Raw genomic sequence first — 26,451 nt, forward strand, 5'->3', positions numbered from 1 at the left:
CTTGCGCGAGATCGACGCTTAGGCGTCGGTCATCGCACTCGCGGCGTTGTTCATCGTCTGGCTGATGGCGTTGCCGAGCGCACCCATGGCGCCGATGGCCGCAACCGCGATGAGAGCAGCAATCAGGCCGTATTCAATGGCCGTCGCGCCCTTCTCTTCCTTACGAAGCTTACGGAAAAACGACATTTCTTGTCTCCTATACCAATTCGGTACGTACCGGGTAGTTCCTCTGTCCCCGTCCAAGAGGTCAGCAATGCATCACTATCGCATTGCTCTTGCCAATTGCTTAAAGCGGCTGGTGAAAATGCGTTAACTTTCGAAGCGATTGTTTCGGGTCAAAAAAAAGAGGCCCGAAGGCCTGCTTGTTTTTTGAAACCGTCCGCCGCCATGGCTAGGAACTGGACTTCACATTGTTTTCGATCTTGCCCCACATGTTGGTGAGGCCGTTGCCGAAAGAATTGAAACCGGAAATGGCGCCAACGGCGATCAACGCCGCGATAAGACCGTACTCGATCGCTGTCGCGCCCTCGGACTGGCGAACCAGTTTGCGGATGAATTCGGGCATAGCCGCTACCTTCAGTTCAAACACGGATTCAGGACTTGCATTGTCGATGCCGCTCCGTTCTAGCCGTCAGGCGTTAACAAAATCACACAAGCCGGACTAAGCGCGGGGTTAACCAAATGAATCCATTGCCGATCCGTATGGTCGTCGCCGCCGCGCTCATCGACCGCGACGGCCGCGTGCTGCTTGCCGAGCGCCCGGCGGGAAAGCATCTCGCCGGAACCTGGGAGTTCCCCGGCGGCAAGGTGGAAGCGGGTGAAACGCCCGAAGCAGCGCTCATCCGCGAACTTCATGAGGAGCTGGGCATCGCAACGGAAGCCTCGTGTCTTGCCCCGGCAACCTTCGCCAGCCACGCCTACGAACATTTCCACCTCGTGCTGATGCTCTATGTCTGCCGCAAGTGGCAGGGCACGCCGCACGGGCACGACGGCCAGCGCCTGCGCTGGGAGCACGTGAACGACCTGTTCTCGATCGATATGCCGCCCGCCGACCGGCCACTGATCGGCACGCTCGCAGCGCTTATTTGACCGGCGGTGCCCGCCCCGTCATCGTGACGATCTCGAGCTGGAGCGGATGCCGTCCGTCCGCTTCCGCAGCCGCCTCTGCCGCGATGTGCAAAGCCGCAGCGTCGGAGCGCGACAGCGGCTTGCGGCTTCGTGCATGAAGCACGTTGCTCTCCCCCATACCGCGCGCGTCGACGAGCATCGACGCGGCACTGCGATACCGGACGGTCTGCTGGTGCACGTCCACCACCGGCTCGATGAAGCCGGCACGCTGCAACAACCCCGGCGCTTCGCGCGGATCGACCATCGGCAGAAACCGCGGCGAAACACCATCGTAGCGCGCCATCTCGGCGGCGAGCAGGCGCGCGCGCAGCGCCGCGAGCGACGCGCCGCCGACGAAGGCCGCGAGGAACACGCCGCCCGGCTTCAGCACCTGCCGGATCTGCACCAGCGCGCCGGGCAGATCGTTGACACCGTGCAGGCTGGCCGCCGAAAGCACCGCATCGAAGCTGCCGACCGCGAACGGCAGGCGATCCTCGTCGCACATCACGCCGTGCGCTATTTTTGCAAAACGAAAACCGGCATCGGCCGCGACCATTTCGCTTTCGGGCAGCAGCGCGGCAAGACGCCCGTCGTGCGACCCGAGATCGAGAACGCGCGGGAACGACGATCCGAGTTCGGCAAGCCGCTCGGCGAGATCGGCGGCAAGCGCGTCTTTCAGGAACGCGAAGCGGGCGAAATCGACAGCGGCGCGATCACGGGTGCGGCGGCGCGCGGTGCGATCGAACGGTTCGATGGGGTCTGACATGCAAGGCCCCTCTTGTCCGAGGGAGGCTGCAAGCGCAATGCCGGGCTGCTACGACATGCCGATGGAGAGGGCGGTTTTCCAGCTTCTGAAACGAACGGGCGCGGGTTTCGTGGACCTGCTGCTGCCGCCGCGCTGCCCTTCGTGCCGCGCGATCGTGGGCGAGGACGGCAGCTTCTGCGCGCCGTGCTGGTCGCACCTCGATTTCCTCACCGCGCCGATGTGCGCCTGCTGCGGCCTGCCATTCGCATACAGCGCGGGAGACGCGGCGCTTTGCGGCGCCTGCATGGAAACGCCGCCACCATTCGACCACGCCCGCGCCGCGCTTGCATACAACGGGGCGAGCGCCGGGCTCGTGCTGGCATTGAAGCACGGCGACCGCACGGGGCTGGCGCGCATCATGGCGGGCATGATGGCCCGCGCCGCCGCGCCGATGCTCGCCGATCGGCCCCTCCTCGTGCCGGTGCCGCTGCACACGCGCCGCCTGCGCCTGCGCCGCTTCAATCAGGCCGCGCTGCTCGCGCACGCGCTGGCCCGGCGCACCGGGCTCCGCGTGCTTGCAACCGCGCTCGCCCGCGTGCGCGATACGCCGCTCAGCCGCGGCATGTCGCGGCGCCAGCGCGCGGAAAACGTGCGCGGCGCGATCCGCGTCCGCGCGGCGGCGCGCATCAAGGGCGCGCATATCCTGCTGGTGGACGACGTGATGACGACGGGCGCGACGGCGGAGGCCTGTGCCCGCGTGCTTCGCCGCGCCGGGGCAGCGCGCATAGATATTGTAACTTTCGCCCGCGTCACCCATGATACTGTCGAACAGGGCTGAAAAGAGCCAAAGGGATCGCGGTTTGTCCAAGATTGAAATCTACACGAAGTTCCTGTGCCCTTACTGCACGCGCGCGAAGTCGCTGCTGAAAGCCAAGGGCGCCGCCTTCGAGGAAATCGACATTACCTTGTGCGGAGGCCGCCGCGCCGAAATGATCCAGCGCGCGCACGGCCGCACCACCGTGCCGCAGATTTTCATCGGCGGGCGGCATATCGGCGGATCGGACGATCTCGCGCAGCTCGACGCTGACGGCAAGCTCGATCCGCTACTGGCACAAACCGCCTGAACGCCCCATATCCAGCCCCATGACGACACGCATCGCCATCGCCCAGATGACGTCCGGCACGGACTCCGCCGTCAACGCCGCCGTACTCTCGGGCTATATTGAAGCCGCCGCAGCAGGCGGTGCGGCCATGCTGTTCACCCCCGAGATGTCCGGGATGCTGGATCGGAACACCGCGCGCCTCTTCGACAATGCACGCGGCGAGGACGATGACGTCGCGCTCGCCGCGGTGCGCGAAGCCGCGCGGAAGACGGGCATCTGGGTGGCACTCGGCTCGCTCGCGCTGCGCGATGCGCGCTATCCCGACCGTCTCGTCAACCGCAGCCTCGTGATCGACGACAAGGGCGAGATCCGCGCGCGTTACGACAAGATGCACCTGTTCGATGTCGAGGCCGCGCCCGGCGAATATTACCGCGAATCCGCGAGCTTCGTGGCGGGTGCCGGCGTCGCGCTTGCTCAAACGCCTGTCGGCACGCTTGGCCTCGCCATCTGCTACGACGTGCGCTTCCCGCGTCTGTTCGATGCGCTGAGTGGCGCAGGCGCCGAGGTGATCGCGCTTCCCGCCGCATTCACGCGCCCCACGGGCCGCGCGCACTGGCACACGCTGCTGCGCGCGCGCGCCATCGAAACTGCATCGTTCGTGGTCGCCGCCGCGCAGACCGGGGAGCATGAGGACGGCCGATCCACCTACGGCCACGCGCTGGTGATCGACCCCTGGGGCGACATCCTCCTCGACGCGGGCGAAGAGCCGGGCCTCCACTTCGCCGAGATCGATCTCGAACGTATCGCAGACGTGCGCCGCCGTATTCCCGTGCTCCAGCACCGCAGGGACATCGCCGCGCCGTGATCGTCTTCGACCTGAAATGCGCCGAGGCCCATGTCTTCGAAGCGTGGTTCGGCTCCTCGAGCGACTATGAAACGCAGAAAAAGCGCGGCCTGCTCTCCTGCCCGCTCTGCGGCAATGCCGAGATCGCCAAGGCGGTGATGGCGCCCGCCGTGCCCGCCAAGGGCAACACGCGTGATGACACGCGCCCTGTCCCCGTGGCGGGCGGCGAAGACACGCGGATCAAGCAGATGCTGGGCGCGCTCGCCGAAATGCAGAAAAGCATGATCGAAAGCAGCGAGTATGTCGGCGGCCGTTTCGCCGAGGAAGCGCGCGCGATCCACTACGGCGAAACCGACGCACGCGGCATTTACGGCGAAACGAGCGCGGACGAGGCGGCGCAGCTTCGCGATGAAGGCATCGAAGCGATGCCGCTGCTGTTCCCCACGCGCCCAGGCCGCACCGACGCTTGATATTTTTGCCCGCTGCCGCCACTGATGCCGGCGTGCGTGCCCCCGTAGCTCAGCAGGATAGAGCGACGGTTTCCTAAACCGCAGGCCAGAGGTTCGAATCCTCTCGGGGGCACCATTCTTCTTGCCCCTCAGGCGCCTGGGCAGCCGGTCCGACTTGCATCCCTTGCGGGATTTTTCCGATTTGAAAATCGAGTCGTTTTCGCCGTCTCGACCGCCGGGTTGCAACAGCCGGCTGCTGCGAGTTTCCAGCGCATTTCGACGAACGCATCGAGACTCCGTATCCAGGCGCAAGATTCCGCAGAATCACGCGGGAGGGCGGGGAATACGACCAGTCGTTTTTTCCTAGGGACCGACCGTGACTCGCACCCGGAACCATGTATGGGCATTGCGCCCAAACAAAGTTAGAGATTGTTAACAAACGCCGGTCAATACTCTGGGTCAAACGAGCAGAGTGGCAGCAGGCAGGGTTCGGCCCATGCACGGGACCGAATTCAAAAAATAATAATTCGCGGTGGGTCAAAGAATGAACAATCTGGGTCTAACGGAAAGCATCAATCCGAATGAGACCTTTGGCGTTCATAAAAATCATGTAAACAATGAAAGTTACTCTGGAATTAACGCAAATTGCAATTTTCCAGAACCCATCGAAAAACAGCCTTCCGTTAAAGCGCCGAAGCCCAAAAAAGCTCGGAATTTAAGCCAATATTCGATCAGGCCTCTGAAGGTCGGCGATATTGCGCGCGCCATGAAAATCGCCGCAGACAATTTCAGCGGCGAAGTCGGCCTCGTTGCGCGCAGCTATCTGTGGCACTTTGCCAGCAAGGTGGGCCTTCCCCAGATCACATCCATGTGGGCCAAGTGGGAAGTCCACATCGAGGAAGACGGCGAAGCCGTGAAACTCGACCTTCTCTCGTCCTTCGTTCATGGGCGCGACGTTGCGTGGATCGATCTTGCCGCACAGTCTGAAGCCACGATCGATCTCGCCGTTGCGGCGATGCGCCGTTGGCCGCGTTTCCATCGATTGCTCGTCGTGCGCGTCGAGCGCGGATATGCGCCGCAGTTCCTGGCTGCCGGCTTTCGGGTCGCGGGCCACCTTCCCGACGGGCAAGGCCAGCATATCTACCTCTATGCCGAGCGGAAAAGGCTCATCAACCCGCATCAGCCGCCCGTGCGGCTGCGCTTCAGCGGACGCCGCAGCGTTTCGTCGGACTGCGAGTTCAGCGTCGTGGAATGCAGCGGCGCGATCATCGGCCTTACCGGCATTTACGAAACAGAGTTCTGGCACGACGTCACCTGGGGCGCCTGGGGCGCCATCGATCCGGCGCGCGCGCGGCGGGATGCGGTGTTCCAGACGCTGCGCCTGACGGAAGACCGCGCGAAACGAAACGGCGCACGATGGTTCTGCCTCGAAACGTCCGATTGCGAAAAATACCGCCACGCCCGGCGCATCTATGAACTTTACGGTTTGCGCCCGCTGCTGACGATCCCGAACTTCTACGTGAGCGACGACGGCAAGTCCGAAAAATTCATCGTGTACGGGAAGCCGATCAGCGAGGATATCGTTCGCGCGCCGACGGCGGTGTCCGAAAAGGCTTGACGGTTCACCTCGGCCTGCGCCCCACTCCCGGTCCGGTTCGAGGATAAGCGGGGGGGAGGACGGTTTCCATGCACTATCTCTATCTAGCAGGCGCGATCGTCGCGGAAACGATCGGCACATCCGCACTCAGCCAGACGGCGGGCTTCACGCGGTTGACGCCCACGCTCATTGTCCTCGTCAGCTTCGCGACGTCGTTTTACCTGATGTCGCTCGCCCTCCAGCACATTCCCGTGGGCATCGCCTACGCGATCTGGGCGGGGGTCGGCATCGTGCTCATCACCTTCATCGGCTGGGCATTCCTGAAGCAGACGCTCGATGCGCCGGCCTTTGTGGGCATCGCCCTGATCCTTGCCGGGGTTGTCGTCCTGCGGCTCTTTTCCCGCGCCGCAGTGCACTGAGTAGCGCCCCCGCGCGTCGTCGGAATTCTTTACAATTTCCGGAGCGTTTTTTTCAGCGCCGAAACGCATGGCCCGTTAACCTCGGAAAATTAACCCTTTCTTCACCTACGCCGCAAATGGCACGCGACTTGCTTCCCTGATTATCGGCTATCAGTTTTCAGGAGGCGTTCAAATGCGCAACAAGGTTCTCAACAACGCTCTGCCCGCGATGGCACTCGTCGCCGCGGCCGGAATGTCGACGGCTGCGCAGGCAGCGCTCGTCAACACGTGGTCCTACGAAGTCACCTCGGAGTTCTCCAACGCTGGTTTCGAAGCGAGCGGCACGGGTTCGCAGTCATCGACCCCCACGCGGATTTCGTGGAGCGGCACGAACGGCGCCACGAGCGCCATCGGTGTCACCAGCACCCCGACCTCGGGTATGCTTGACACCAACGGCCTGTGGAATCTCGCTGATCAATATTATCACGAGAACAACGTTCTGCCGGGCGGCACCAAGTCGCTGGAGAGTGCCGACCTGACGATCAAGATCGCGCTGACCCCGTTTGACCCGGCCGGTGGTGCACTTGATCCGATCGAGCACACGTTCAACATCTCGTTCATCGAGACGAACAACGCGGGTACGGGCGGCTTCTGCGCCGATGGCGGCGCCTGGGGCGTCGGCATCAACAGCGCCGGCTGCGCCGACATCTTCGTGCTCGACTTCGACTTCGGTCAGTTCGACTTCACCTATGACGGCGCGGCCTACTCGCTGTTCATCTTCGAAGATCCGGAATCGGCTCCGACGCTCGGCTTCCTCTCCAACGAAGCTTGCGCGTCGGCTGGTGTGGCCGCGGGCTGCTTCGGCTTCCTGACGGCGGAAGCCAAGACGACCTTCGCGCAGTTCGTGCTGTCGATCGAAGGCCGGGAAGTTCCGGAACCGGCAGCGCTCGCGCTCTTCGGTCTCGGCCTCGTCGGTCTCGGCGCCACGCGCCGCCGCAAGGCCGCCTAAACGCCGCACAGCGCTTAAAAACGAAAGAGACCCGGTTCAGGAAACTGAGCCGGGTCTTTTCGTGTGCCCAGTCCAATCGTTACCGATGATCGTGCAAGGGGGCGTTCCCGGCACCATTTCAGAGAGATCTCAACCGGGATTGACAATTTTCTATTTGGGATGATTTTATCCCATACAGGAAAGCGCCAGAGGATCAGCAAGATATCCGACGGCGTATGGATTTCGGCTTGGGGGGCATGTGGTGGTGATCCGGAAACATCTGAAGCTCGTTCTTGGTCTCATGGCCTTTGCCGCACATGTAGCGGCCGCACCGGTTCCCGAAAACGGGCCATCCTCAGCACCGCCGACAGCGCCTTCGACGGCGGCGAATACCCAGGCGCTTACCAAGGCCGATGTCGATGCCTGGCTCGACGGCCTCATGCCTTACGCTCTTTCGCGCGGCGCGGTCGCGGGGGGTGTCGTCGTCGTCGTGAAGGACGGCCAGGTGCTGACGCAGCGCGGCTACGGCTATTCGGATGTCGAAAAGCGCACCCCGGTCGATCCCGAAAACACGCTGTTCCGTCCAGGCTCGGTCTCCAAGCTGTTCACGTGGACGGCGGTGATGCAGCTTGTTCAGGAGGGCAAGCTCGACCTCGACGCCGATGTGAACACCTACCTCGATTTCGAGATTCCCGCCTACCAGGGCAAACCGGTCACGCTGCGCAACATCATGACGCACACCTCAGGCTTCGAGGAGTCGATACGGAAGCTGATCTCCGACGAGACGAAAACGCCCGCACCGCTCGATACCGTGCTGAAGCGCTGGGTCCCGAACCGCATTTTCGCGCCGGGCACGACGCCTGCCTATTCAAACTATGCGACAGGGGTTGCCGGCTACATCGTCGAGCGCGTGTCGGGAATGCCGTTCGATGACTACATCGACCAGCGCATCCTCATGCCGCTCGGCATGACCCATTCGACCTTCCGTCAGCCGCTGCCGGCATCCCTGAAACCGCTGATGTCCCAAAGCTATCAGACGGCTTCCGGCAAGGCGATGCCCTTCGAAGTGGTCGAACCCGCGCCCGCGGGCAGCCTTTCGGCGAGCGGTGCGGACATGGGCAAGTTCATGATCGCGCATCTCGCGAACGGCGGGCCACTGCTCTCGCCTGAAACCGCGAAGACGATGCACACCACCTTCCTCGACATGATCCCGCCGCTCAACCGCATGGCGCTCGGCTTTTACGAGCAGAACCAGAACGGCTATCGCATCATCGGCCATAACGGCGGAACACAGCGCTTCTTCACCTACCTCTGGCTGCTGATCGACCAAAACGTCGGCGTGTATATCTCGCTCAACAGCGTCGGGAAGGACGGCGCGCCGAGCGCGATTCACAACGCACTGATCACCGGCTTCATGGATCGCTATTTCCCCGGCACGCCCAAAGACGGCACGGTGGATGCGAAAACCGCCGCGGTTCATGCCCGGATGATGGCGGGGCATTACATCGCCAGCCGCCGTTCCGACTCCAGCTTCATGCGTACCGGCGCTTTCGCCTCGCAGACCGCCGTGACGGTGGGCCCGGATGGCGGACTGCTGATCCCCAACTTCAAGACACCGGGCGGCGAACCGCGCGCGTGGAAGGAAATCGCACCCTTCGTGTGGCGCGAGGTTGGCGGCAAGCAGCGGCTCGCGGCCAAAGTCGTGGATGGCAAGGTCCAGCGCTTCAGCATCGACGCCGGATCGGCAGCAGTCGTGTTCGAGCCCGCACCCTGGCACGCGAATGCCGCCTGGCTGAACCCCGCCATGATGTTCGCTGTGATCGTGCTGCTGCTGACGGCGCTGTCATGGCCCGCCGCTGCGATCGCCCGGCGTGTATACCGCGCTCCCCTAGCTCTCACCGGGCGGGCGCGCTTGCGCTATCATCTGGTGCGCGGCGTTGCAGTGCTCGTCCTCTTCGTCTGTGCCGGCTGGCTCTTCATCTTCAGCGCGATGATGCAGCAGGGCTTCACCGCCATAAACGGCAAGTACGATTGGCTGGTCATCCTGCTGCAGGCCGCCGGCCTAGTCGGCTTCATCGGTTTTCTGGGGCTCGCACTCTGGAACGCGTGGAGTGCATGGACGCAAGGCCGCTGGGCATCACGCCTGTGGAGCATCGCGCTCCTCCTCGCGGCAGGCATCACGCTCTGGGCAGCGACGACGTTCGGGCTGCTGAGTTACGGTCTCAATTACTGATCGATAAAAAAGGGGGACGCCGCAAAGCGCCCCCCCCTTTTTTGTTCGGCGGCCGATGTTTGTTCAGCGGCCCTTGCCCGTTCCGAGGATCGCCTCGCCCGGGAAGACCTTCTGAGCCAGTTTGCCGCCGTCGACGACGGGGGTGCCGTTCACCAGAACGTAGCGGATACCGCGCGAGGCCTGCATCGGCTTTTCAAACGTCGCGACATCGGCAACGGTTGCCGGATCGAACAGCGTGAGATCGGCGTCGGCGCCAACCGACACGCGGCCCTTCTTCGCCATTTGCGGGGAAATCCCCTCCAGCCGCCGCGCGGGCATGATCGTCATCTTGCGCAGCGCCGCCATCAAATCGAGCGTACCACGTTCACGTACATAGCGGCCGAGCACGCGCGCATATGTGCCCGCACCGCGCGGATGCTCGCCGGAGGTGACCCACGGCATACCATCGGACGCGATCGAGATCGCGGGTTCGGCAATGATCTGATCGACGACGTCTTCGGGGATCATGTGCACGACCACTGCCGCGCCCGGCTGCTCGCGCCGATAGCGCTCGAACGTCTCCTGCGTCAGCCGCTCGCCGGTCGCGGGCCACTGGAGATCGCCGTAGCTGATGCCGGAGCGTTCCTGCCACCCATCGCGGAAGAACTCCGATCCGATCGCGGTGCTGCCCGCCGTGTAGGGATAGGCTTCCGACGTGATATCGAGACCGCGCGCCTGCGCGTGCTTCACCATGTCGATCAGGATCGGCGTATCCTTGAGGCCCGTGGAATGCAGATGCACGATCTGCAGCGGCGCGCCGGTGATAGCGGCATTCGCGATCACCTCCTGCGCCACCGCGATCGGCACGCCCGGCGCCGGATCGAGCGGGCGGCTGCGCACGTGGACGAAAACCGGCGCACGCTTTGCCGCGGCCGCCTTGAAGATGTCGTAGATTTCGCTGCGCCCCGCGCCCGGCGTGTATTCGATGCCGAGCCCATAGCCGAGCGCACCATCGGCAACCTCGCGATCAAGCGCCGCGACAATCGCCTTCTGCTGTTCGGGTGTCGCGGAGGCCGTATAGGCCTTGCGATCGGCAACCGTCGCTCCGTTGGCTGCGCCGTGACCCTTGCACGGCGCCGACGCGATCACTTCCATGCGCGCGCACTGATGCGATGCGGTCGCCCCGTAATTGATGAGCGCCCGACCTTTCAGCGCACCGACGAACGCCTGCACCGGCATCGCGCCGCCTTCGGCATCGATCGCGGTCGTCACGCCGTCGAGCACCTGCAACTGCTGACCCTTGTCGTGCTGTCCGTGCGCATGGAGATCGACGAAGCCCGGCGCGACGACGAGCCCGCGCGCATCGATCGTGCGCTTGCCCTTGAGCGACGCGGCGGAAATCTCGGCGATACGGTTGCCGGTGATGCCGACATTGGCGATCTCGTCGCGTCCGCTCGCGGGGTCCATCACCCGCCCGCCGGAGATCACGACATCATACGTCTCGGCAAGCGCCGGCGCGGCGAGCGCGGCAAGCGCGGTCGCCAGAAACAGTGCAGTTTTCATTTACCCCTCCTCAATTCGCGAACAGGAAATAGTCGCGCACCGTGCGCGCGATTTCGGCGATAGCGCGTTCCCGGTCGGCAACCGGCGCTGCGCTCGCCTTCACATAGGCGGCGATCACAACCCCCGTGCCATCGGGCAGGCTCACCATGCCGACGTCGTTCACCGTGCCGCCGATCGTGCCCGTCTTGTGGGCAACCGTGGTGCCGGGCGGCATCTGGCCGGGCAGGCGCGCGGTTCCGGTGCGGCAACGCTCCATGATTGCGGTGAACGCCTTCGTGCTTTCGGGGGAAAGCGCCTTTCCAGCGAACATCCGCGTGAGCAGCGTCGCCATTGCCGCCGGGCTCGCCGTGTCCCTGGGATCTGCATCGAACGCCGCATCCGGCAGCGCGCCCTTGGTGGCAAGCGAGGGGTCGGCCTTGGCGGCGGTTTCGAACGCAGCTTCCAGCGGGCCTTCGCCAAGTCGGAAGAAATCGCGCAGCAGCCGGTTCGTATCCCGATCGACGCGCATCGCGTCCACACCCTGCGCACGCACCCACGCCGTCACTGCCGCCGGGCCGCCCGCGGCCTTCATCAGCACGTCGGTCGCCGTGTTGTCGCTTTGTGTGAGCATTAATTCGAGCAGATTGTGCACCGAAAGACTGACACCGGGATGGATGAAGCGATCGGCGATCACCTCGGACGGCGACATCATCGCCTGCGGCACATCGAGCATCTGGTCGAGGCGGAGTTCACCCTTGTCGACCATGTCGAGGATCTTGCCCGCCAGCGGCACCTTGTACGTGCTCGCCATCGGGAACGCCGCATCCGCATTCAGCAGCACACGGGCGCCCTTCCCATCCAGTCGCCACGCCGCGATGCCGACAACGCCGCCCGCACCCGCGGATAGCCTCGCCACTTCCGAATCCACAATCTTCGTCGTTGCAGGCGCCGCCGCAGCGGGCTCGCCCGCGCTCAATGCAGTAAAAACTAGCGGCAAACAGAGCCAGCGCATGGCGTTCCGTTTCATCATTCCCTCCCTCGTTGGAATTTGAAGGCCGCAGCCTTGGCGCGGTAAATTCTCCGTACAGGACAATGAGAGTAAATTTCTTCAATTGCAACACGAGATACGCATCTCGTTATGTGATTGATAAAATGGAATTAAATTTATGGCCGAAAAAGCAGGTATGCTTTTTGACAATCCCAATTTGAAAATATCATCCTGATATGTCAAAATTCTGGAACATAACATTGGGAAGGGAGAGTCGGGGTGATGCGCGAACGCAATCGGTCCATGGCAATGCGGCGTGTTTTCGGCGGAGCTGCGCTTGCTCTGGCACTCTTGGCAACCACGCCCTCCGCAGCGGCGCCGACTGCATCCGTCGCGAGCGTCGATCCGGCGCGCCTTGCCGGGCTTCCCGAATTCATCGACGGCGTGATGGCACAGCAGATCGCCACGCGGGAGGTGGCAGGCGCCGTCGTCACCGTGGTCTCTGGTGGAAAGATCGTTTTCAGCAAAGGCTACGGCTACGCCGACATCGACCGGAAGATACCGGTGGATGGCGACAAGACGCTGTTTCGCCCCGGCTCCGTATCAAAGCTGTTCACGTGGACCGCGCTTATGCAGCAGGTCGAAAAGGGGCGTGTGAAGCTGGACGACGACGTCAACAAATATCTCGACTTCAAGATTCCCGCCACATACGCGAAGCCGATCCTCGTCCGCGACCTTCTCACCCACGCGCCGGGTCTTGAAGACAGGGGCGGCATCACGGTGGAGAGCCCGGCCGGCTTCGTTCCGCTCGGCACCTTCCTCAAGGACAACATCCCCACCCGCGTCCGCGACTCGGGCGTCGAAAGCTCCTACTCCAACTACGGCTCGGCGATTGCGGGCTACATCGTCCAGCGCGTTTCGGGCGAAGCCTTCCCGGACTATATCGACCGCCACATCTTCGGCCCGCTCGGAATGACAAGCGCGACCTTTCGCGAGCCGCTGACGGGTACGCGTGCCGAAAACATGGCGCTCGGCTACGATCTCAAGGATGGCCGCTTCGTCGCCAAGCCTTTCGAGCTTTATGGGAACATCATGCCCGCCGGCTCCGCCTCCGCGACGGGCCCCGACATGGCGCGCTTCATGCTCGCACATCTCGGCGACGGCGCGCTTGGCGACGCGCGCATCCTGAAACCGGACACCATGAAGCAGATGCGCGAAACGCTGCACAAGAATGCGCCGTCCCTGCCGGGCATGGCGTATGGCTACATGGTCGTGCGCGAGGCGGGTCCGCGCCTTGTCGGCCACGGCGGCAACACCGCCGATTTCCACTCGTTCATGGTCCTCGCCCCCGAAGCGGACTTCGGCTTCTTCGTCTCCACGACGGGAGGTTGGGGAAGCTACGGCGCCCGGACGGAGCTGCAGAACGCCATTATCGGCCGCGTTTTCCCTGAAAACCCCGCGCCGCGCTGGACCGGCACATCCACGCCGACAGTCGGCGCCTATCGCACCAACCGCCGAACTTACAGCGATCCGCCGCAGCCCGAGTTCGACATCAAGGTCAGCGCCTCGGGCCCGCACGGACTCGTCGTGGAGAATCGCGGCAACAAGACCTATTGGGAACAGATCGGCCCGCAGCTCTACGAGCAGGTTACGGCAGCGCGCGACGGTGGCCCGTTCGAGAAACTTGAATTCTACGGGCCGGAGAACGACCGGAAAATGTCGTTCTCGTCGCAGCCACACGTTCTTTACCGTGTTGTTAAATAGCAACCTATAGAGAGAAACATCGTCCTATTCAGGATATCGATGTAGACAACTGAAAATTTTTGGGTGATTTTCTGATTTTGAAACAGACGCTCGCGCAGCCGCGCCGAGCGCGATTTCCTTCACAAGCACGTCAAGAGGGGACTGTCATGACTATGCCTGTTATCCGTTCATCCACCCGCATCGCGTCGGCCAGCGCGCTCGCGATTGGAATCGCACTCGCGGTTTCCGGTCCGGCATTCGCGCAGGAAGCCGCAGACACAACCGCAGCCGAAAATTCGGACGTCATCATCATCACCGGATCGCGCATCAGCACGGTCGGCTTCGACGCACCGACGCCGACCACGGTCGTGAGCGCTGCGGACCTGAAGCTCGGCGGCCGCACGGACATCCAGGCGGCTCTCGCCGACCTGCCGCAGTTCCGCATGACGCAGAGTGCGACTTCCACGAACACCGTCACCACGTCGGGTGTTTCGCCGGCTGACCTCCGCGGTCTCGGTGCCTCGCGCACGCTCGTACTCATCAACGGTCGTCGCTATGTCACCCTCAATGACCTGCAGACCATCCCGTACGGTCTCGTAAAGAGCATCGACGTTGTCACCGGCGGCGCCTCGGCGGCCTATGGCACCGATGCTGTGGCAGGTGTCGTCAACATCATGCTCGACAACAAGCGTGAAGGTTTCGAACTCGGCGCGCAGACCGGCATTTCGTCACGCGGCGACGGAGCGAAATACCTCCTCGAGGGTTCGGCAGGCTTCAAGTTCGACGACGGGCGCGGCCACGTGATCTTCGGCGCCGACTACCTCAACGACAAGGGCGTCATCCCCGGCGTCGCTCGTCCGCGCATCGGTGCTGCAGCTTTCTATCCGAACGAGAACGGCTTTTTGGAGCCCACCATGGGCTTGACAGAAAACAATCGCCACGAGCAGGGTGTCATCAACACCGGCGTCCTTGCTGGCCAGGTCTTCAATAACGACGGCACGCTGCGGCCGTACCAGTATGGCCAGATCAACCCTGGCGGCGGCAGTTTGATGATCGGTGGCGAAGGCTACCACATCGACAACTACCGTTCACTGTCCGCTCCGATCGAGCGCGTGAATGCGCTGGTGCGCACCAGCTACGACCTCACCGACACGTTCACCGTGTGGGCTGAAGGCAACTATAACCGCGTTTGGAATGAGCGCGTCTTCTTCCCGGACCTCGGCATCAATCAGCTGACCATTCAGGCTGATAACGCCTACCTGTCCGACGCGATCAAGAGCCAGCTCGCGACCGCCGGCCAGACTGAGTTCCGGATGGGCCGCGCGCTCACCGACATGTCGCTGGCGCGGTACGACTTCGAGCGTGAGACCTACCAGGGTGCGATCGGCTTCGACGGCAGCTTCGCCGACGGCAAGTGGCGTTATTCTGCTTTCGTCAGCAAGGGTAAGCAGACGCAGGATATGACCCTGAAGGACATCACGCTTCGTGAGAATTTCTTCAATGCCGTGGATGCTGTGACGGGACCGGGCGGAACCCCTGTCTGCCGCATTGCGCTCACGGACCCGACGACGGCGTGTCGTCCGCTCAATCTGTTTGGTTCGGGAAATGCCGATGCGGCTGCTATTGATTATGCAACCGCCGATTGGAACGTGGTTCAGACTTACAAGCTGACCAACGCGGGGTTCACGCTGAGCGGCGAGCCGTTCGAACTGTGGAACCACCCGGTTTCGTTCGCGACCGGCTTTGACTATCGCAAGCAGAGCTTCCGTTCCCAGTACGATGAAAACTCGCTGGCGAATCGTTTCACGACGATCAACGGCGTGAACATCGACGGTGTCGGCAACAACGTGAAGGAAGCCTTCGTCGAAGTCGCAGTGCCGGTTCTTGCGGACCTGCCGTTCGCCGAAAAGCTGATGGTCAACGCAGCAGCCCGCTGGTCGGACTACAGCACCGAAGGCACGATCTGGGCCTGGAAGGTCGGCGCAACGTGGGACATCAACGAAAGCATCACGCTGCGTGCAACGCGCTCGCGTGACGTCCGTGCAGCCAGCATCACCGAACTCTTCGGTACCCGCTCCACGCTGTACACGTCGGTGAACGATCTCGGCCGTCCGAGTAGCCCGCTGACGAGCATCATCGCCTACACGGGCGGTAATCCTGAGCTGCAGCCCGAAAAGGCTGATACGCTCACCGTCGGCATCGTCCTGACGCCGAGCTTCCTCCCGGGCCTCCGCTTCTCGGCTGACTACTATGACATCAAGATCGATGATGTCATCACGACGCTGAATGCACAGACCATCGTCAACAACTGCTACAATTCGAACATCCAGGCCGCCTGCGACCAGATCGTTCGTGACGGCACGGGTGCGATTGCGACCATCAACGCCGCGTACCTGAACATTGCCAAGTTCAGGACCAAGGGCCTCGACTTCGAAGCGTCCTACAAGACCGACCTCGACAGCATCGGTCTTCCGGGTCAACTGAACGTTCGCGCCCTTGCGAACTACACGGACACGCTGGCACTCGACAACACGGTCGTGAAAATCGATGGCGTTGGTTACCTCGGTTCGCAACAGCCCTTCCTCGTCCCGCAATGGCGCGGAACGCTCTCCTCCGTTTACGAAAGCGAGCGCATCGGCGCGGACCTCCGCGTTCGCTACGTCGACGGCGGTGGCTATGCTCCGGCAAACGTGCTGCCAAACCAGGATCCGTCCAACAGCATCTCGGCTCGCTGGTACTTCGACCTCGGCGCTCGCCTCTACATCCCGTACGGCGACGGCAAGAAGTTCACCGTTTATGGCAACGTCCAGAACCTCTTCGACCGCGATCCGGCGGTCGCTGCGGTCAACTCACCGTATCACGATCTGATCGGGCGCTACTTCACGGTCGGAGCCCGTATCAACTTCTAATTTCCCTCCCGGGTCGGGAACAAGATGCCCGCGGATCGACCTCGATTCGCGGGCATTTTTTGTTCGACAATCAAAAAGGTTGGCGCGGGTCAGCGTTGAGCGCGGGCCTCCCACCCCATTAAACATCCATCGCTTCCAGCCAGCACGCCAGGCGAGGCGGTTATTGGCAGTGTCCACGAGAATGAGCTCTTCACCCCACCAGCCCGGCAAGGATGATCGAAAACACCGTTTGACGGGGCGGCGCAAGGATTGCCGGTGTGTTCTCAAAGCAACCCATTAGGAAAATTAAGTCCCATTTAGGATATTGATGTGGACACCTCGAAAGTTTTGGTGAACTTTCCACGGTCGAAATAACGTTCGCGTACTTAGACGATCGCACATTTCGAAGCAGGTCAAAAGGGGACTGTAATGACTTCCACGCTTGATATCCGTTCATCCGCCCGCGTGGCTTCGGTGAGCCTATTGGCGCTGAGCGCCGCGCTTACATTTTCCAATTCCGCGCGCGCGCAGGATGCAGCGGAATCGAATGCGGCGGAAAATTCCGAACTCATCATTGTCACGGGCTCGCGAATCCAGCGCTCCGGTTTCGATGCGCCGACCCCGACCACGGTTCTGGGCGCTGAAGAACTCGCGCAGGGAAACCGCCCGAGCATCGCACAGGCGCTGAACGACGTCCCGCAGTTCCGCGCTACGAACACACCTGCCACCACCACGGGCAATACGAACGCAGCCGCATCGCCGGCTGACCTTCGAGGTCTCGGCAATGCGCGCACGCTTACGCTGTTCAACGGTTACCGCTTCACCGGCTCGGCCGACCTCAACTCGGTGCCGCAGAACGTTATCAAGCGCGTTGACGTCGTGACCGGCGGCGCATCCGCGGCTTGGGGTTCGGGCGCCGTCGCGGGCGTGGTCAACCTCATCATCGACGACAACATGACCGGCGTGAAGGCGGGCCTCAACACGGGTGTATCCACCTATGGTGACGGCCAGCGTTACGGCGGCGACCTCGCATGGGGCACGAAGTTCGCCGACGATCGCGGACATTTCATGATTGCCGGCGAATATCTGCAGGACAAAGGGGCCTGGGATCGCGACTCGCGCAAGAACATGAACGGCGGCCTCTTCCAGCGCGCCGACGGTCAACTCGTTCTGACGGAAGACATCAAGTACACGATCCTCAATCGTGGTGGTTCAATCCTCAGCCTGACAGCCGCGCCCTACAATCTGATCTTCAACCCAGACGGTTCGGTCGGCCCGCTGCCGCTCGGCAGCGAAACGTTCGGCCAGCAGACTGTCGGCGGCGACGGTCAGGGCCTCTACGAGTATCTCTCGGTCAGCACGCCTTACAAGCGCATCAATGTTTTCGCGCGCGCAAGCTATGACGTGACGGACTCGATGAAGCTTTGGGTCGATGCCCGCTACAACCGCATGTCGTCGGATTTCACGTTCTTCCCGGACACGCCGATCGCCGTCATCATGCCGGACAACGCGTTCCTCACGGATGCAGCCCGCACGCAACTCGCCACGGCGGGCGTCGCCGGACCGTTCGTTCTGGGACGTATCCTTGACGATGTCGGGCCTGACCGGTTCCTCAATTATCGTTACAAGCGCCAGAACATGGAGATCGCGGCTGGCGTCGATGGTTCGATCGGCGATCGATGGAAATATCGCGCCTACTACAATCATGGTGAGCTGAAGAACGATCAGTGGCTGGACAACCAGAGGATCACCGCCAATTTCAACCGCGCGGTCGATTCGGTGCTGGTCGGCGGCACGCCGGTCTGCCGCGTCAATGCCGACGCCAATGCAGCCAACGATGATCCGGCCTGCGTTCCCATCAACATTCTCGGCAATGGCAACATTACCGATGCGGCGCGCGCTTATTCTTTCGCGTCGGGTGGTTCGGTGACAACGACCAAGCTCGACACCGCTGGCGTCAGCCTCAGCGGCGAGCTTTTCTCGATGTGGGCCGGGCCCGTGGACATCGCTGTCGGCAGCGACTGGCGCTGGGAAGAGTTCACGACCAACTCAACCGACCCCTACTCAGTAAACCGCCAACTGACGCCGCTCAACTTCTCGGCCACCAACGGCGGGTTCGACGTGAAGGAGTTCTTCGCGGAGGTAAACGCGCCGCTTCTCGACATCGCCGACACCGCACGTCTCGACGTGAATGGAGCCCTGCGTTATTCCGACTACAGCACGAGCGGCGGCATCTGGACATGGAAGACCGGCAGCACGCTGCGGCTTTTCAATGATCTGCTGCTGAGGGCTGTCTATTCGCGTGATATTCGTTCGCCGAGCATCAGCGAATATTATCTCGCCCGCGCGACCAATCTCGGGAACATGATCGACCCCTTCCGCGGCAACGCGCTTGCGCTCAACGTGTACAGCTACACGGGCGGTAATCCCGATCTGGACCCCGAAGTCGCGCACACGCTGACGCTTGGAGGGTCCTACTCTCCGAATTTCGTTCCAGGCCTTCGGGTTTCGGCCGATTTCTACAAGATCAAGATCGACGACGTCATCGTGACCCTTCTGGCACAGGACGTGCTGGGACTCTGCTATGACGCAAATCCGAGCGACAACACCTGCGGCGGGCTGATCGAGCGCGATTCCGGCGGGGGTCTGGTCTCGGTGCTGCGGACGTTCCGCAACCTTGCGAAGTACGAAACCAAGGGCATCGATCTTGAAGCGTCCTACCAGGTGCCCGTGGGTGCCGGCTCGCTGACGTTCCGTGCACTCGCAACACACGTGATCGAACTGCTGATCGACGACGGCGTTCGCGTGACGGATCGTGCTGGCATCGTCGGCGGTGACACCGTATTCTCGACTCCGAAATGGCGCGGCACTGCAACGATCACGTATCAGGATGATCGCTTCGGCAGCGACCTGCGGTTCCGTTATGTCGATGGCGGCATCTACAGCAATCAAATTGGACCGAACGGGCAGCCGATCCTCAACAACGATATCAGCGGTCGCACCTATGTCGACTTCGGTCTGCGTGTGAAGGTTGGTGAATTCATGCTCTACGGCAACGTCAACAACCTGTTCAACGTGAGCGCGCCGCGCACGCAGTATACCAACCCGAACTATGAAGTGATGGGTCGGTACTTCTCCGGCGGTGTGAAGGTGAACTTCTAATCCAAAGAAGCCATATCACGTTCTGGTTCCCGTTCGGGTAGGCAAGGAAACCCGCGGATCGGCTTCGATCCGCGGGTTTTTCTTTATCGGGTTCCAACCGCCTTCACGGCATCTGCGAGAACCGATCGCATCAGGATGTATGCGTCCGGGTTGGGGTGTAGCCCGTCTTCACTGAGGTCGGTGCGCAGGCGGCCTTCAGCGTCCGCCAATCCGCCGTAGTCAGAAAGCGCATAACCGCGCGTTTCTGCAAATGTGCGCAACCACACGTTCGCCGCGCGCCACGTTTCCGGGTCGCGCCGGCCACCGTCGCGCGCCGCGTCAAAGGGGGGAATGGCGCTGAGCACGACACGGATGCCACGCGCATCGGCGATATCCGACATCGCGGTGACGTTGCTGCGGAGCCGCGCGAGGATGGCGGGCGACGCATCGGCATGGCTTCCGGCATGGACCCTGAGGTCGTTGGTGCCCGCGAGGATCACGACAACGGCGGGCGAAAGCGCCACCACATCATCCTCGAAACGCAGCAGCATCTGGCTGCTGCTCTGCCCCGGGATGCCGCGATTGACCCAGGTCGCGCCGTCCAGCCGGGGCAACAGCGCGGGCGTCCAGTGATAGGTGATCGAATCGCCCATCAGCACGACGCGCGGCTCCGCAACGGGCGATGCCCGAAGCGCCGCGTTGGCGGCGGCATAGACGCCGGCGCCTGCCATATAGCCCTGCTGCATCATCCACTTCGCGGCGAAATCCTGCACGGTCATCGAAGCGACGGGATTGGGCTCCGCATGAGCGGATGCGGCAAGGATCGCCGAGATGGCGATGATACCGCCGCTAGGCCGCATTTCGAACGAGGCGGTCTTCGGCCTTCGCGCGCCGGGCACGTTTCTGGCGGCGCGCCGAGAACCAGAGCCACACGCCGCTGCCCACGAAAAATACAAGCGCGATACCGGCCGCGAGCACGACCAGGCGGCCGACAAGCCCGCCCGCCTTGCCGGTGTGGATCGTGAACAGCCAGTCGTAGGCGGTGTTCGTCGGCGGCAGCGCGGCAGGCTCGTAGCGGCCGAGTTCGACGCCTTCGTAAGCGTTGTAGAAATACTGGCGCGTCGCGTTCGGACGGCGCGATGCTTCATCCTGAAAATACAGCGCGACCACCTGCCCCGCCGCCCCCGAAAAGCGGACCTCGCGCAGCGGCAGCGGTCCATGTCGGCCACGCGCATCGGCGATCAGCGTATCGACCGGCAACAGCGGCGCTTGCGACAGCGCAACCTCGAACTTCGGGCGCGGCACGACGGGCAGATACGCCTGCAACGCCGCGCGATGGATGAGGAGCGCGCCTGTGATGCCGGACATCACCAGCACGATGCCGACCGCCGCACCGATCGCGCGATGCGCAGTGCGAACAGTGCGGTCCGCGCCCTGCCCCGTTAGGATACGGAAGCCGGATTTCAGCCTGCTGCGCCCGGGCCACCAGATGATGATGCCGAACACGGCAAGGAAGATGAGCGCAACGCCTTCGATGGTGACGATGATTTCGCCCGTCTTCCCCGCAAGCAGCGTGTCGTGGAGGTGAAACAGCCACTCGGCAGGCCACACCCCGTAGCTGCCCGCGCGCACGATCTCGCCTGTATAGGGGTCAATCGCGACAATCCACGGCGCATCATTTTCCAGCCTCAGGGAAGCCGTTGCCGCGCGCGTGGGATCGTCGGCGAGCTTGATGCGCTGCAGCTTGGCGTGCGGCGCGGACTCGCGAACCGTATCGACAAGCCCCTGAATGGAGGCCTGCGTTTCTGCCGGTGTCACCACGAGCGCCGGGTGAATGATACCCTCGATCTCTTCCCGGAAGACCAGAAGCGCGCCCGACAGGCCTTGCACGAGCAGCAAGGCCGCGAAGGCGAGGCCGACCCAGCGATGGAGCTTGAGCAGTGTCGCGCGCGTCGAAGGCTTCATGTCAGTGTGCCGAATAGGCCTTCACGAGGCGATAAAGGAAAGCACGCGCATCCATCAGCGACGTGACGCGGATACGTTCATTGAGACCGTGCGCCCCGTTGCCGTCGGGATCGCGGAAAACACCGGAGATGCCGTAGGTCGGAATACCCGCTGCGTTCAGGAAACGGCTGTCGGTCGCCCCGCTGCTCAAATGCGGGATGACGGGCACACCCGGCCACATCTCCGCCGCGATCGACTCGACGGGTTTCATGATGCGCGCTTCGAGCGGCGGGGCGGGAGACTGCGGCCCCGGCTCCGCGGCAAGCCGAATCTCGACTTTCGAATCTGCCACGACGTCGTGAAGGCGCGCCAGCACAGCATCGACGGTTTCGCCGGGCATCACCCGGCAATTCACGTTCGCCTGCGCATGTTGCGGCTGCGCATTGGGCGCGTGACCGCCGGCGAGCTGCGTGGGAATGCAGGTGGTGCGGAGGAACGCGTTCCAGAGCGGGTCCGCGGCCGCGATGCGGGCGAAAGCGGCATCATCGGCCGTACCATTGCCGGCCGCCGCGAGATCTTGCGCGATCTGCCCTTCGTAAAGCGCCGCCGAGCGCCGGAAGAAGCCTTTTGTGGCGTCCGTCATGTTGACCGGGAAGCGGTAGCGATCGATCCGGGTGACAGCCGCAGCAAGGCGGCCGATCGCATTGTCGTCGGTTGGGCGCGCGCTGTGACCGCCGGGCGCAGTGACCGTGAAGGTGAAATCCTGATAGATTTTCTCGCCGATCTGCACACCGAACGAAATCGGCTTGCCGTTCTCGTCGAGATTTCCCGAACCACCCTCGTTCACCGCAAATTCCGCATCAAGCGCGTCGGGCATCGTCTCGAGCAGATAGCGAACGCCGTTGAACACGCTATCGGTTTCCTCGCCGCAGGTCAGAGCGAGCTTGATCGTCCGTTTCGGTCGGTAGCCCTCTTTCTTGTAGCGCACGAACGCATCCACGAACGACGACGCCATCGCCTTGTCGTCAACCGCGCCGCGTGCATAGAAATAGCCGTTCTCTTCAACGAGCTTGAACGGGTCTCGCTTCCAGTCCGACCGCTTCGCCTCGACGACATCGATGTGCGCAAGCAGCAACATCGGCGCGAGCTTCGCATCGCTGCCGTTGATCCGGGCGACGAGATTGCCCTGCCGGGGAAAATCCGGCGGCACGACGACCTGCACATCGCTCTTCGCATAACCTGCCGCCGACAGCCGTGCTGCCATGCGCTCCGCCGCAAGCGTGCAGCTGCCGCTGGACAGCGACGTGTCCGTCTCGACAAGTTCGCGGTACACGGCCCGGAAATCAGCCTCGCCGGCGCGCGCCGGATCGGATTTCGGCGCAGCGAGGGCCGCGGGACCGAACACAGCGCAAACGGCAACAATGGCAACCGAGGTCAAACGGAACACGTGCATTTCCCTCCACATCTCTCCGGCGAACGCCACGCTAGAACCGCGCAGCTTTCAACGGCCTGTCGCATTACGCGCCACCTGCTCCCAAGTCTCGCGGAAAGTCGATCACCACGCGCAGGCCGCCGCCCGGCCGATCGGTAACGGCGATGCCGCCGCTGAGCGCGGTTGCAAGCTCGCTGACGATAGCAAGGCCGAGCCCGCTGCCTTCGCTGTGGCCGCGGTCCAGCCGCCGGAAACGCTGGAAGATGTGCGCGCGCATCCCGGGCGGAATGCCCGGCCCGTCGTCTTCCACCACGACGCGCACGCCCGCCTCTTCGGCCGTGACCCAGAGCCACACGGTGCCGCCGCGCCGGTTGTAGCGGATGGCGTTATCGACAAGGTTCGAGATGAGCTCGCGCGCGAATTCGCCGACGGTGCGCACGGCCGCACTCCCTTCCGCATCGAATTCGATCTCGATACCCGCTTCGAGCGCGGCCGGCACATGATCCTCCGCCACGGAGCGGGCAAGCGCCGCGAGATCGACATTGCGCGCAAGCCGCATGACGTTCTCGCGGTTCCCCTCCGCCCGGGCGAGCGCGAGCAACTGTGTGAGCAGCCGCTGCAAACGTACGGTCGCGGTATCGATGTCGGCAAGCGATGCCCGCCCGCCCTCGGTTTCCGTGCCTTCGCGCTTCAGCACCTGCAGATGTGCGCGCAGGATCGAAAGCGGCGTCCGCATCTGGTGCGAAGCGTCCGCCGTGAAGCGGCGCAGACCCTCGACGGCATTTTCCAGCCTCAGCAGAAGGCCATTGAAGGCATCGACGAAGCTGCGCAGCTCGGCGGGCACCTGCTGCAGCGTGAGCGGCGTGAAATCGGTCGGCGAGCGGCTGGCGATGCCCCGGCGCACTTCGGCGAGCGGCACGAGCCCCCAGCGCACTGCGACGGGCACGAGCAGGACGAGCAAACCGACGATCAGCGTTTCGAGCACGAGCAGCCCGGCCAGCATCCGCGAGGAAAGGCTGTTCCGCGCATCGAGCGTCTCCGCGACCTGCACGACCACCGGCGCCTCGACGCGCGGCACCCGCCGCACGATCGCCGCCACCCGAATGGGTGCGTGTCGGTACGCCGAATAGGCGAAGGCGACGTCGTCCGCCCGCGCCGCATCGGCGTTGATCTGCGGCAGATCGGGATAGCCGGTGAGCAGTTCCCCGCCGACGCGCACGCTGTAATAGACATTGTCGCGCTCGTCGTTTTCCAGCATCCCGAACGCGGACGGCGGCAGGTCGAGCGTGACCTCACCGTCCTCCAGCGCGAGCGTGTCGGCGATCGAACGCGCCGACGCGTCGAGCAGGCGGTCGTTCACGCTTTCGACGATCCGCCCGATGATGAGCGCGCCGCCGACGCCAAGCACCAGCGCCAGCGTCGCCGTCGGCACGATCAGCGCGACAAGCAGTCGCGCCGTCAGCGAAACGCGTAGATTACGTCTCAGCGGCAGGCGTGTTCTCCATCACATAGCCAAGGCCGCGCATCGTGCGGATCGCCGGCCCCTGCGGACCGAGCTTGCGGCGCAGACGGGCAATGTAAACCTCGATGGCGTTCGGCGCGACCGCCTCGTCGAAGCCGAACACCTCGGCGGCGAGCCTGTCCTTCGACACCACCTTGCCGACACGGACGACGAGCCGTTCCAGAAGCACCCATTCGCGGCGGCGCAGATCGATCTGCTCGCCCGACACCCAGATCACGCAGCGCGACCGGTCGATCTCCAGATTGCCGACACGGATGATCGGCGACGGGTCGGAAGCGGGGCGGCGCAGCAGCGCGCGCAGCCGCGCGGCAAGCTCGGCGGGTTCGAACGGTTTCAGCAGATAGTCGTCTGCGCCGAGATCGAGGCCCCGCACCCGGTCTTCCACCGAATCGCGCGCGGTCAGCATCAGCACCGGCGCGCGGCAGCCGTTCGCGCGCAGCGATTTCAGCACGTCGAAACCGCTCATGTCAGGCAGGTTCACGTCAAGCGTGATGACGGCATAAGGTTCGTCGCGCGCCATTTCGAGCGCGGTCTCGCCGTCAGGCGCGGGATCGACCGAATAGCCCTCGCCGCGCAGGGCTGCCGTCAGCCCGCGCGCGAGTGCGTCGTCGTCCTCCACCAGCAAGATCCTCGCCATGCTTCCCTCTTTGACAGAATGGCGATCGGTCCGCACATTGCGCGCACTATGCGCGTGATCGGGCTGCTTCGCAAAATTTTGAGCTTCGTCTCCCGGCGGCGCGCGCTCCTGCTGCTGCCTGCCGCATTCGCGCTGATAGCAGCGGGGCAACCGAGAGGCTATCCCCGCTCCTATGCCGAAACGATCGCGGCGGCGCGGCGCGAAGGCAAAGTCGTCGTCTATTCGACCACCGACCGGCACGAGGTCACGGCTGCGCTGAACGCGTTCAAAAAACGCTATCCGTTCCTGCGCGTCGACTACCGCGAGCTGGAATCGCCGACGCTCTACAACCGCGTCATCGCGGAATCGCGCGCACGGAAACCCACCGGAGATCTCATCTGGAGTTCCGCGATGGATCTTCAGATCAAGCTGGTGAACGACGGCTATGCGCAGGCATACGCATCGCCCGAAAAACCTTATCTGCCCGACTGGGCGATCTGGAAGAACGAGGCCTGGGGCGTCACCGCCGAACCCGTCGTGATCGCCTACAACAAACGCCTGGTGCCGCCGAAGGACGTGCCGCGCACGCACGCCGCGCTCGAACGCCTGCTGCGGACAAAGGCGGCGTTCTATAGCGGCCGTGTTTCCACATACGATCCACGCCTGTCGGGGTTCGGCTATCTGCAGCTGACGCAGGATTATCATGCCAGCCGGGACGTGATGGCCCTCGTCCGCGCGCTCGGCAACGCCCGCGTCCGGCTGCACACGTCGAGCGGTCCGCTGCTTGCAGACATCGAAAGCGGCCGCAGCCTGTTCGCCTACAACGCGCTCGGGTCCTATGCGCTCGAACTCGCCGCGCGCAATCCCGACATCGGCGTCATCATGCCGAGCGATTATACGCTCGTCGTCTCGCGCATCGCGCTCATCGCGCGCGAGGCGCGGCAGCCGAACGCGGCGAAGCTGCTGCTCGATTTCCTGCTCTCCGCCGAGGGTCAGCGCCATCTGGCGCGGGCGTATATGGCCCCCTCACGCGAAGACGTCGTGGCCCGCGCGGGCAGCAAGCCTCCCGCCGCCGCCGCGCGCCCGGTGAAGCTTGGGCCCGCGCTGCTCGCAAACCTCGACCGCATCCGGCGCCAACGCTTCCTCGCCAACTGGCAAGCCGCGCTCGATCAGAAATAGAGACCGATCGCCG

The 26,451-nt window shown here is 63.3% G+C and carries 23 protein-coding genes and 1 tRNA gene; 14 read left to right on the forward strand and 10 right to left on the reverse strand.

Annotated features, from left to right (window positions below; genetic code table 11):
- Nucleotides 1-18: 18 nt before the first annotated feature.
- Complete coding sequence (locus tag AAC014_RS07265; protein WP_121047158.1) at nt 19-186, reverse strand: Flp family type IVb pilin; 168 nt, start codon at nt 184-186, stop codon at nt 19-21.
- 205 nt (nt 187-391) lie between these two features.
- Nucleotides 392-565: a Flp family type IVb pilin gene (locus AAC014_RS07270; RefSeq protein ID WP_121047157.1), complete on the reverse strand. Its 174-nt coding sequence runs from the start codon at nt 563-565 to the stop codon at nt 392-394.
- A gap of 116 nt (nt 566-681) precedes the next feature.
- On the opposite strand from AAC014_RS07270, the gene mutT reads away from it, so the two are divergent.
- On the forward strand, nt 682-1,089 hold the full coding sequence (gene mutT / locus AAC014_RS07275; protein ID WP_339706181.1) for an 8-oxo-dGTP diphosphatase MutT: 408 nt from the start codon (nt 682-684) through the stop codon (nt 1,087-1,089).
- Here the strand turns inward: mutT and AAC014_RS07280 are convergent.
- Nucleotides 1,082-1,873 carry a class I SAM-dependent methyltransferase gene (locus AAC014_RS07280; RefSeq protein WP_339706184.1) on the reverse strand — a complete coding sequence of 264 codons (792 nt, stop codon included), beginning with the start codon at nt 1,871-1,873 and terminating at the stop codon, nt 1,082-1,084. The two genes, mutT and AAC014_RS07280, sit on opposite strands and share 8 nt — an antisense overlap.
- A gap of 37 nt (nt 1,874-1,910) precedes the next feature.
- On the opposite strand from AAC014_RS07280, the gene AAC014_RS07285 reads away from it, so the two are divergent.
- From AAC014_RS07285 to AAC014_RS07325, 9 genes are all read left to right on the forward strand, one after another.
- A complete protein-coding gene (locus AAC014_RS07285; protein ID WP_339706187.1) occupies nt 1,911-2,690 on the forward strand; it encodes a ComF family protein in 780 nt (259 codons plus the stop codon).
- A gap of 22 nt (nt 2,691-2,712) precedes the next feature.
- Entirely contained in the window at nt 2,713-2,976 is a 264-nt protein-coding gene (gene grxC, locus AAC014_RS07290) for a glutaredoxin 3 (RefSeq protein ID WP_339706190.1), read from the forward strand.
- Between the two features lie 19 nt (nt 2,977-2,995).
- Nucleotides 2,996-3,820, forward strand: a complete 825-nt coding sequence (locus AAC014_RS07295; protein ID WP_339706193.1) for a carbon-nitrogen hydrolase family protein — start codon at nt 2,996-2,998, stop codon at nt 3,818-3,820.
- Entirely contained in the window at nt 3,817-4,269 is a 453-nt protein-coding gene (locus AAC014_RS07300; protein WP_339706196.1) for a DUF1178 family protein, read from the forward strand. The genes AAC014_RS07295 and AAC014_RS07300 overlap by 4 nt, the downstream gene beginning before the upstream one ends.
- A gap of 38 nt (nt 4,270-4,307) precedes the next feature.
- Nucleotides 4,308-4,384 (forward strand) — tRNA-Arg (locus AAC014_RS07305).
- Nucleotides 4,385-5,014: 630 nt separating this feature from the next.
- Nucleotides 5,015-5,866 carry a hypothetical protein gene (locus tag AAC014_RS07310; RefSeq protein WP_339706199.1) on the forward strand — a complete coding sequence of 284 codons (852 nt, stop codon included), beginning with the start codon at nt 5,015-5,017 and terminating at the stop codon, nt 5,864-5,866.
- 68 nt (nt 5,867-5,934) lie between these two features.
- Nucleotides 5,935-6,264, forward strand: coding sequence for an SMR family transporter (locus AAC014_RS07315; protein ID WP_339706202.1), 330 nt, complete (start codon nt 5,935-5,937; stop codon nt 6,262-6,264).
- Nucleotides 6,265-6,436: 172 nt separating this feature from the next.
- Nucleotides 6,437-7,252 carry a THxN family PEP-CTERM protein gene (locus tag AAC014_RS07320; protein ID WP_339706205.1) on the forward strand — a complete coding sequence of 272 codons (816 nt, stop codon included), beginning with the start codon at nt 6,437-6,439 and terminating at the stop codon, nt 7,250-7,252.
- 241 nt (nt 7,253-7,493) lie between these two features.
- Nucleotides 7,494-9,464, forward strand: a complete 1,971-nt coding sequence (locus AAC014_RS07325; protein WP_339706208.1) for a serine hydrolase domain-containing protein — start codon at nt 7,494-7,496, stop codon at nt 9,462-9,464.
- 63 nt (nt 9,465-9,527) lie between these two features.
- Here AAC014_RS07325 and AAC014_RS07330 read toward each other — a convergent pair whose 3' ends face one another.
- Together AAC014_RS07330 and bla are read right to left on the reverse strand one after the other, a co-directional pair.
- A complete protein-coding gene (locus tag AAC014_RS07330) occupies nt 9,528-11,006 on the reverse strand; it encodes an amidohydrolase family protein (RefSeq protein WP_339706210.1) in 1,479 nt (492 codons plus the stop codon).
- Between the two features lie 10 nt (nt 11,007-11,016).
- Nucleotides 11,017-11,901: a class A beta-lactamase gene (bla, locus tag AAC014_RS07335; RefSeq protein ID WP_339706213.1), complete on the reverse strand. Its 885-nt coding sequence runs from the start codon at nt 11,899-11,901 to the stop codon at nt 11,017-11,019.
- 354 nt (nt 11,902-12,255) lie between these two features.
- On the opposite strand from bla, the gene AAC014_RS07340 reads away from it, so the two are divergent.
- The 3 genes from AAC014_RS07340 (at nt 12,256) to AAC014_RS07350 (ending at nt 19,766) form a co-directional block, all read left to right on the forward strand.
- Complete coding sequence (locus AAC014_RS07340) at nt 12,256-13,737, forward strand: serine hydrolase domain-containing protein (RefSeq protein ID WP_339706216.1); 1,482 nt, start codon at nt 12,256-12,258, stop codon at nt 13,735-13,737.
- 146 nt (nt 13,738-13,883) lie between these two features.
- A complete protein-coding gene (locus AAC014_RS07345; protein WP_339706219.1) occupies nt 13,884-16,625 on the forward strand; it encodes a TonB-dependent receptor in 2,742 nt (913 codons plus the stop codon).
- A 408-nt stretch (nt 16,626-17,033) separates the two neighbouring features.
- Nucleotides 17,034-19,766, forward strand: coding sequence for a TonB-dependent receptor (locus AAC014_RS07350; protein ID WP_339706222.1), 2,733 nt, complete (start codon nt 17,034-17,036; stop codon nt 19,764-19,766).
- 83 nt (nt 19,767-19,849) lie between these two features.
- On the opposite strand, the gene AAC014_RS07355 is transcribed toward AAC014_RS07350, so the two are convergent.
- The 5 genes from AAC014_RS07355 to AAC014_RS07375 all read right to left on the reverse strand — a co-directional run bounded on the left by AAC014_RS07355 (nt 19,850) and on the right by AAC014_RS07375 (nt 25,280).
- On the reverse strand, nt 19,850-20,605 hold the full coding sequence (locus tag AAC014_RS07355; RefSeq protein ID WP_339706225.1) for a GDSL-type esterase/lipase family protein: 756 nt from the start codon (nt 20,603-20,605) through the stop codon (nt 19,850-19,852).
- Nucleotides 20,595-21,710 (reverse strand): PepSY-associated TM helix domain-containing protein, encoded by a 1,116-nt coding sequence (locus tag AAC014_RS07360; RefSeq protein WP_339706228.1) that lies wholly within the window; start codon nt 21,708-21,710, stop codon nt 20,595-20,597. Before AAC014_RS07360 ends, AAC014_RS07355 begins: the two co-directional genes overlap by 11 nt.
- A gap of 1 nt (nt 21,711) precedes the next feature.
- Nucleotides 21,712-23,136 (reverse strand): M20/M25/M40 family metallo-hydrolase, encoded by a 1,425-nt coding sequence (locus tag AAC014_RS07365; RefSeq protein ID WP_339706231.1) that lies wholly within the window; start codon nt 23,134-23,136, stop codon nt 21,712-21,714.
- 70 nt (nt 23,137-23,206) lie between these two features.
- Nucleotides 23,207-24,553 carry a sensor histidine kinase gene (locus AAC014_RS07370; protein WP_339706234.1) on the reverse strand — a complete coding sequence of 449 codons (1,347 nt, stop codon included), beginning with the start codon at nt 24,551-24,553 and terminating at the stop codon, nt 23,207-23,209.
- 43 nt (nt 24,554-24,596) lie between these two features.
- A complete protein-coding gene (locus tag AAC014_RS07375; protein WP_339706237.1) occupies nt 24,597-25,280 on the reverse strand; it encodes a response regulator transcription factor in 684 nt (227 codons plus the stop codon).
- A gap of 48 nt (nt 25,281-25,328) precedes the next feature.
- On the opposite strand from AAC014_RS07375, the gene AAC014_RS07380 reads away from it, so the two are divergent.
- Nucleotides 25,329-26,438: an ABC transporter substrate-binding protein gene (locus AAC014_RS07380; RefSeq protein ID WP_339706240.1), complete on the forward strand. Its 1,110-nt coding sequence runs from the start codon at nt 25,329-25,331 to the stop codon at nt 26,436-26,438.
- The last annotated feature ends 13 nt before the right edge of the window (nt 26,439-26,451 follow it).

The organism is uncultured Sphingosinicella sp. (assembly GCF_963974575.1).
Classification (GTDB): domain Bacteria; phylum Pseudomonadota; class Alphaproteobacteria; order Sphingomonadales; family Sphingomonadaceae; genus Sphingosinicella.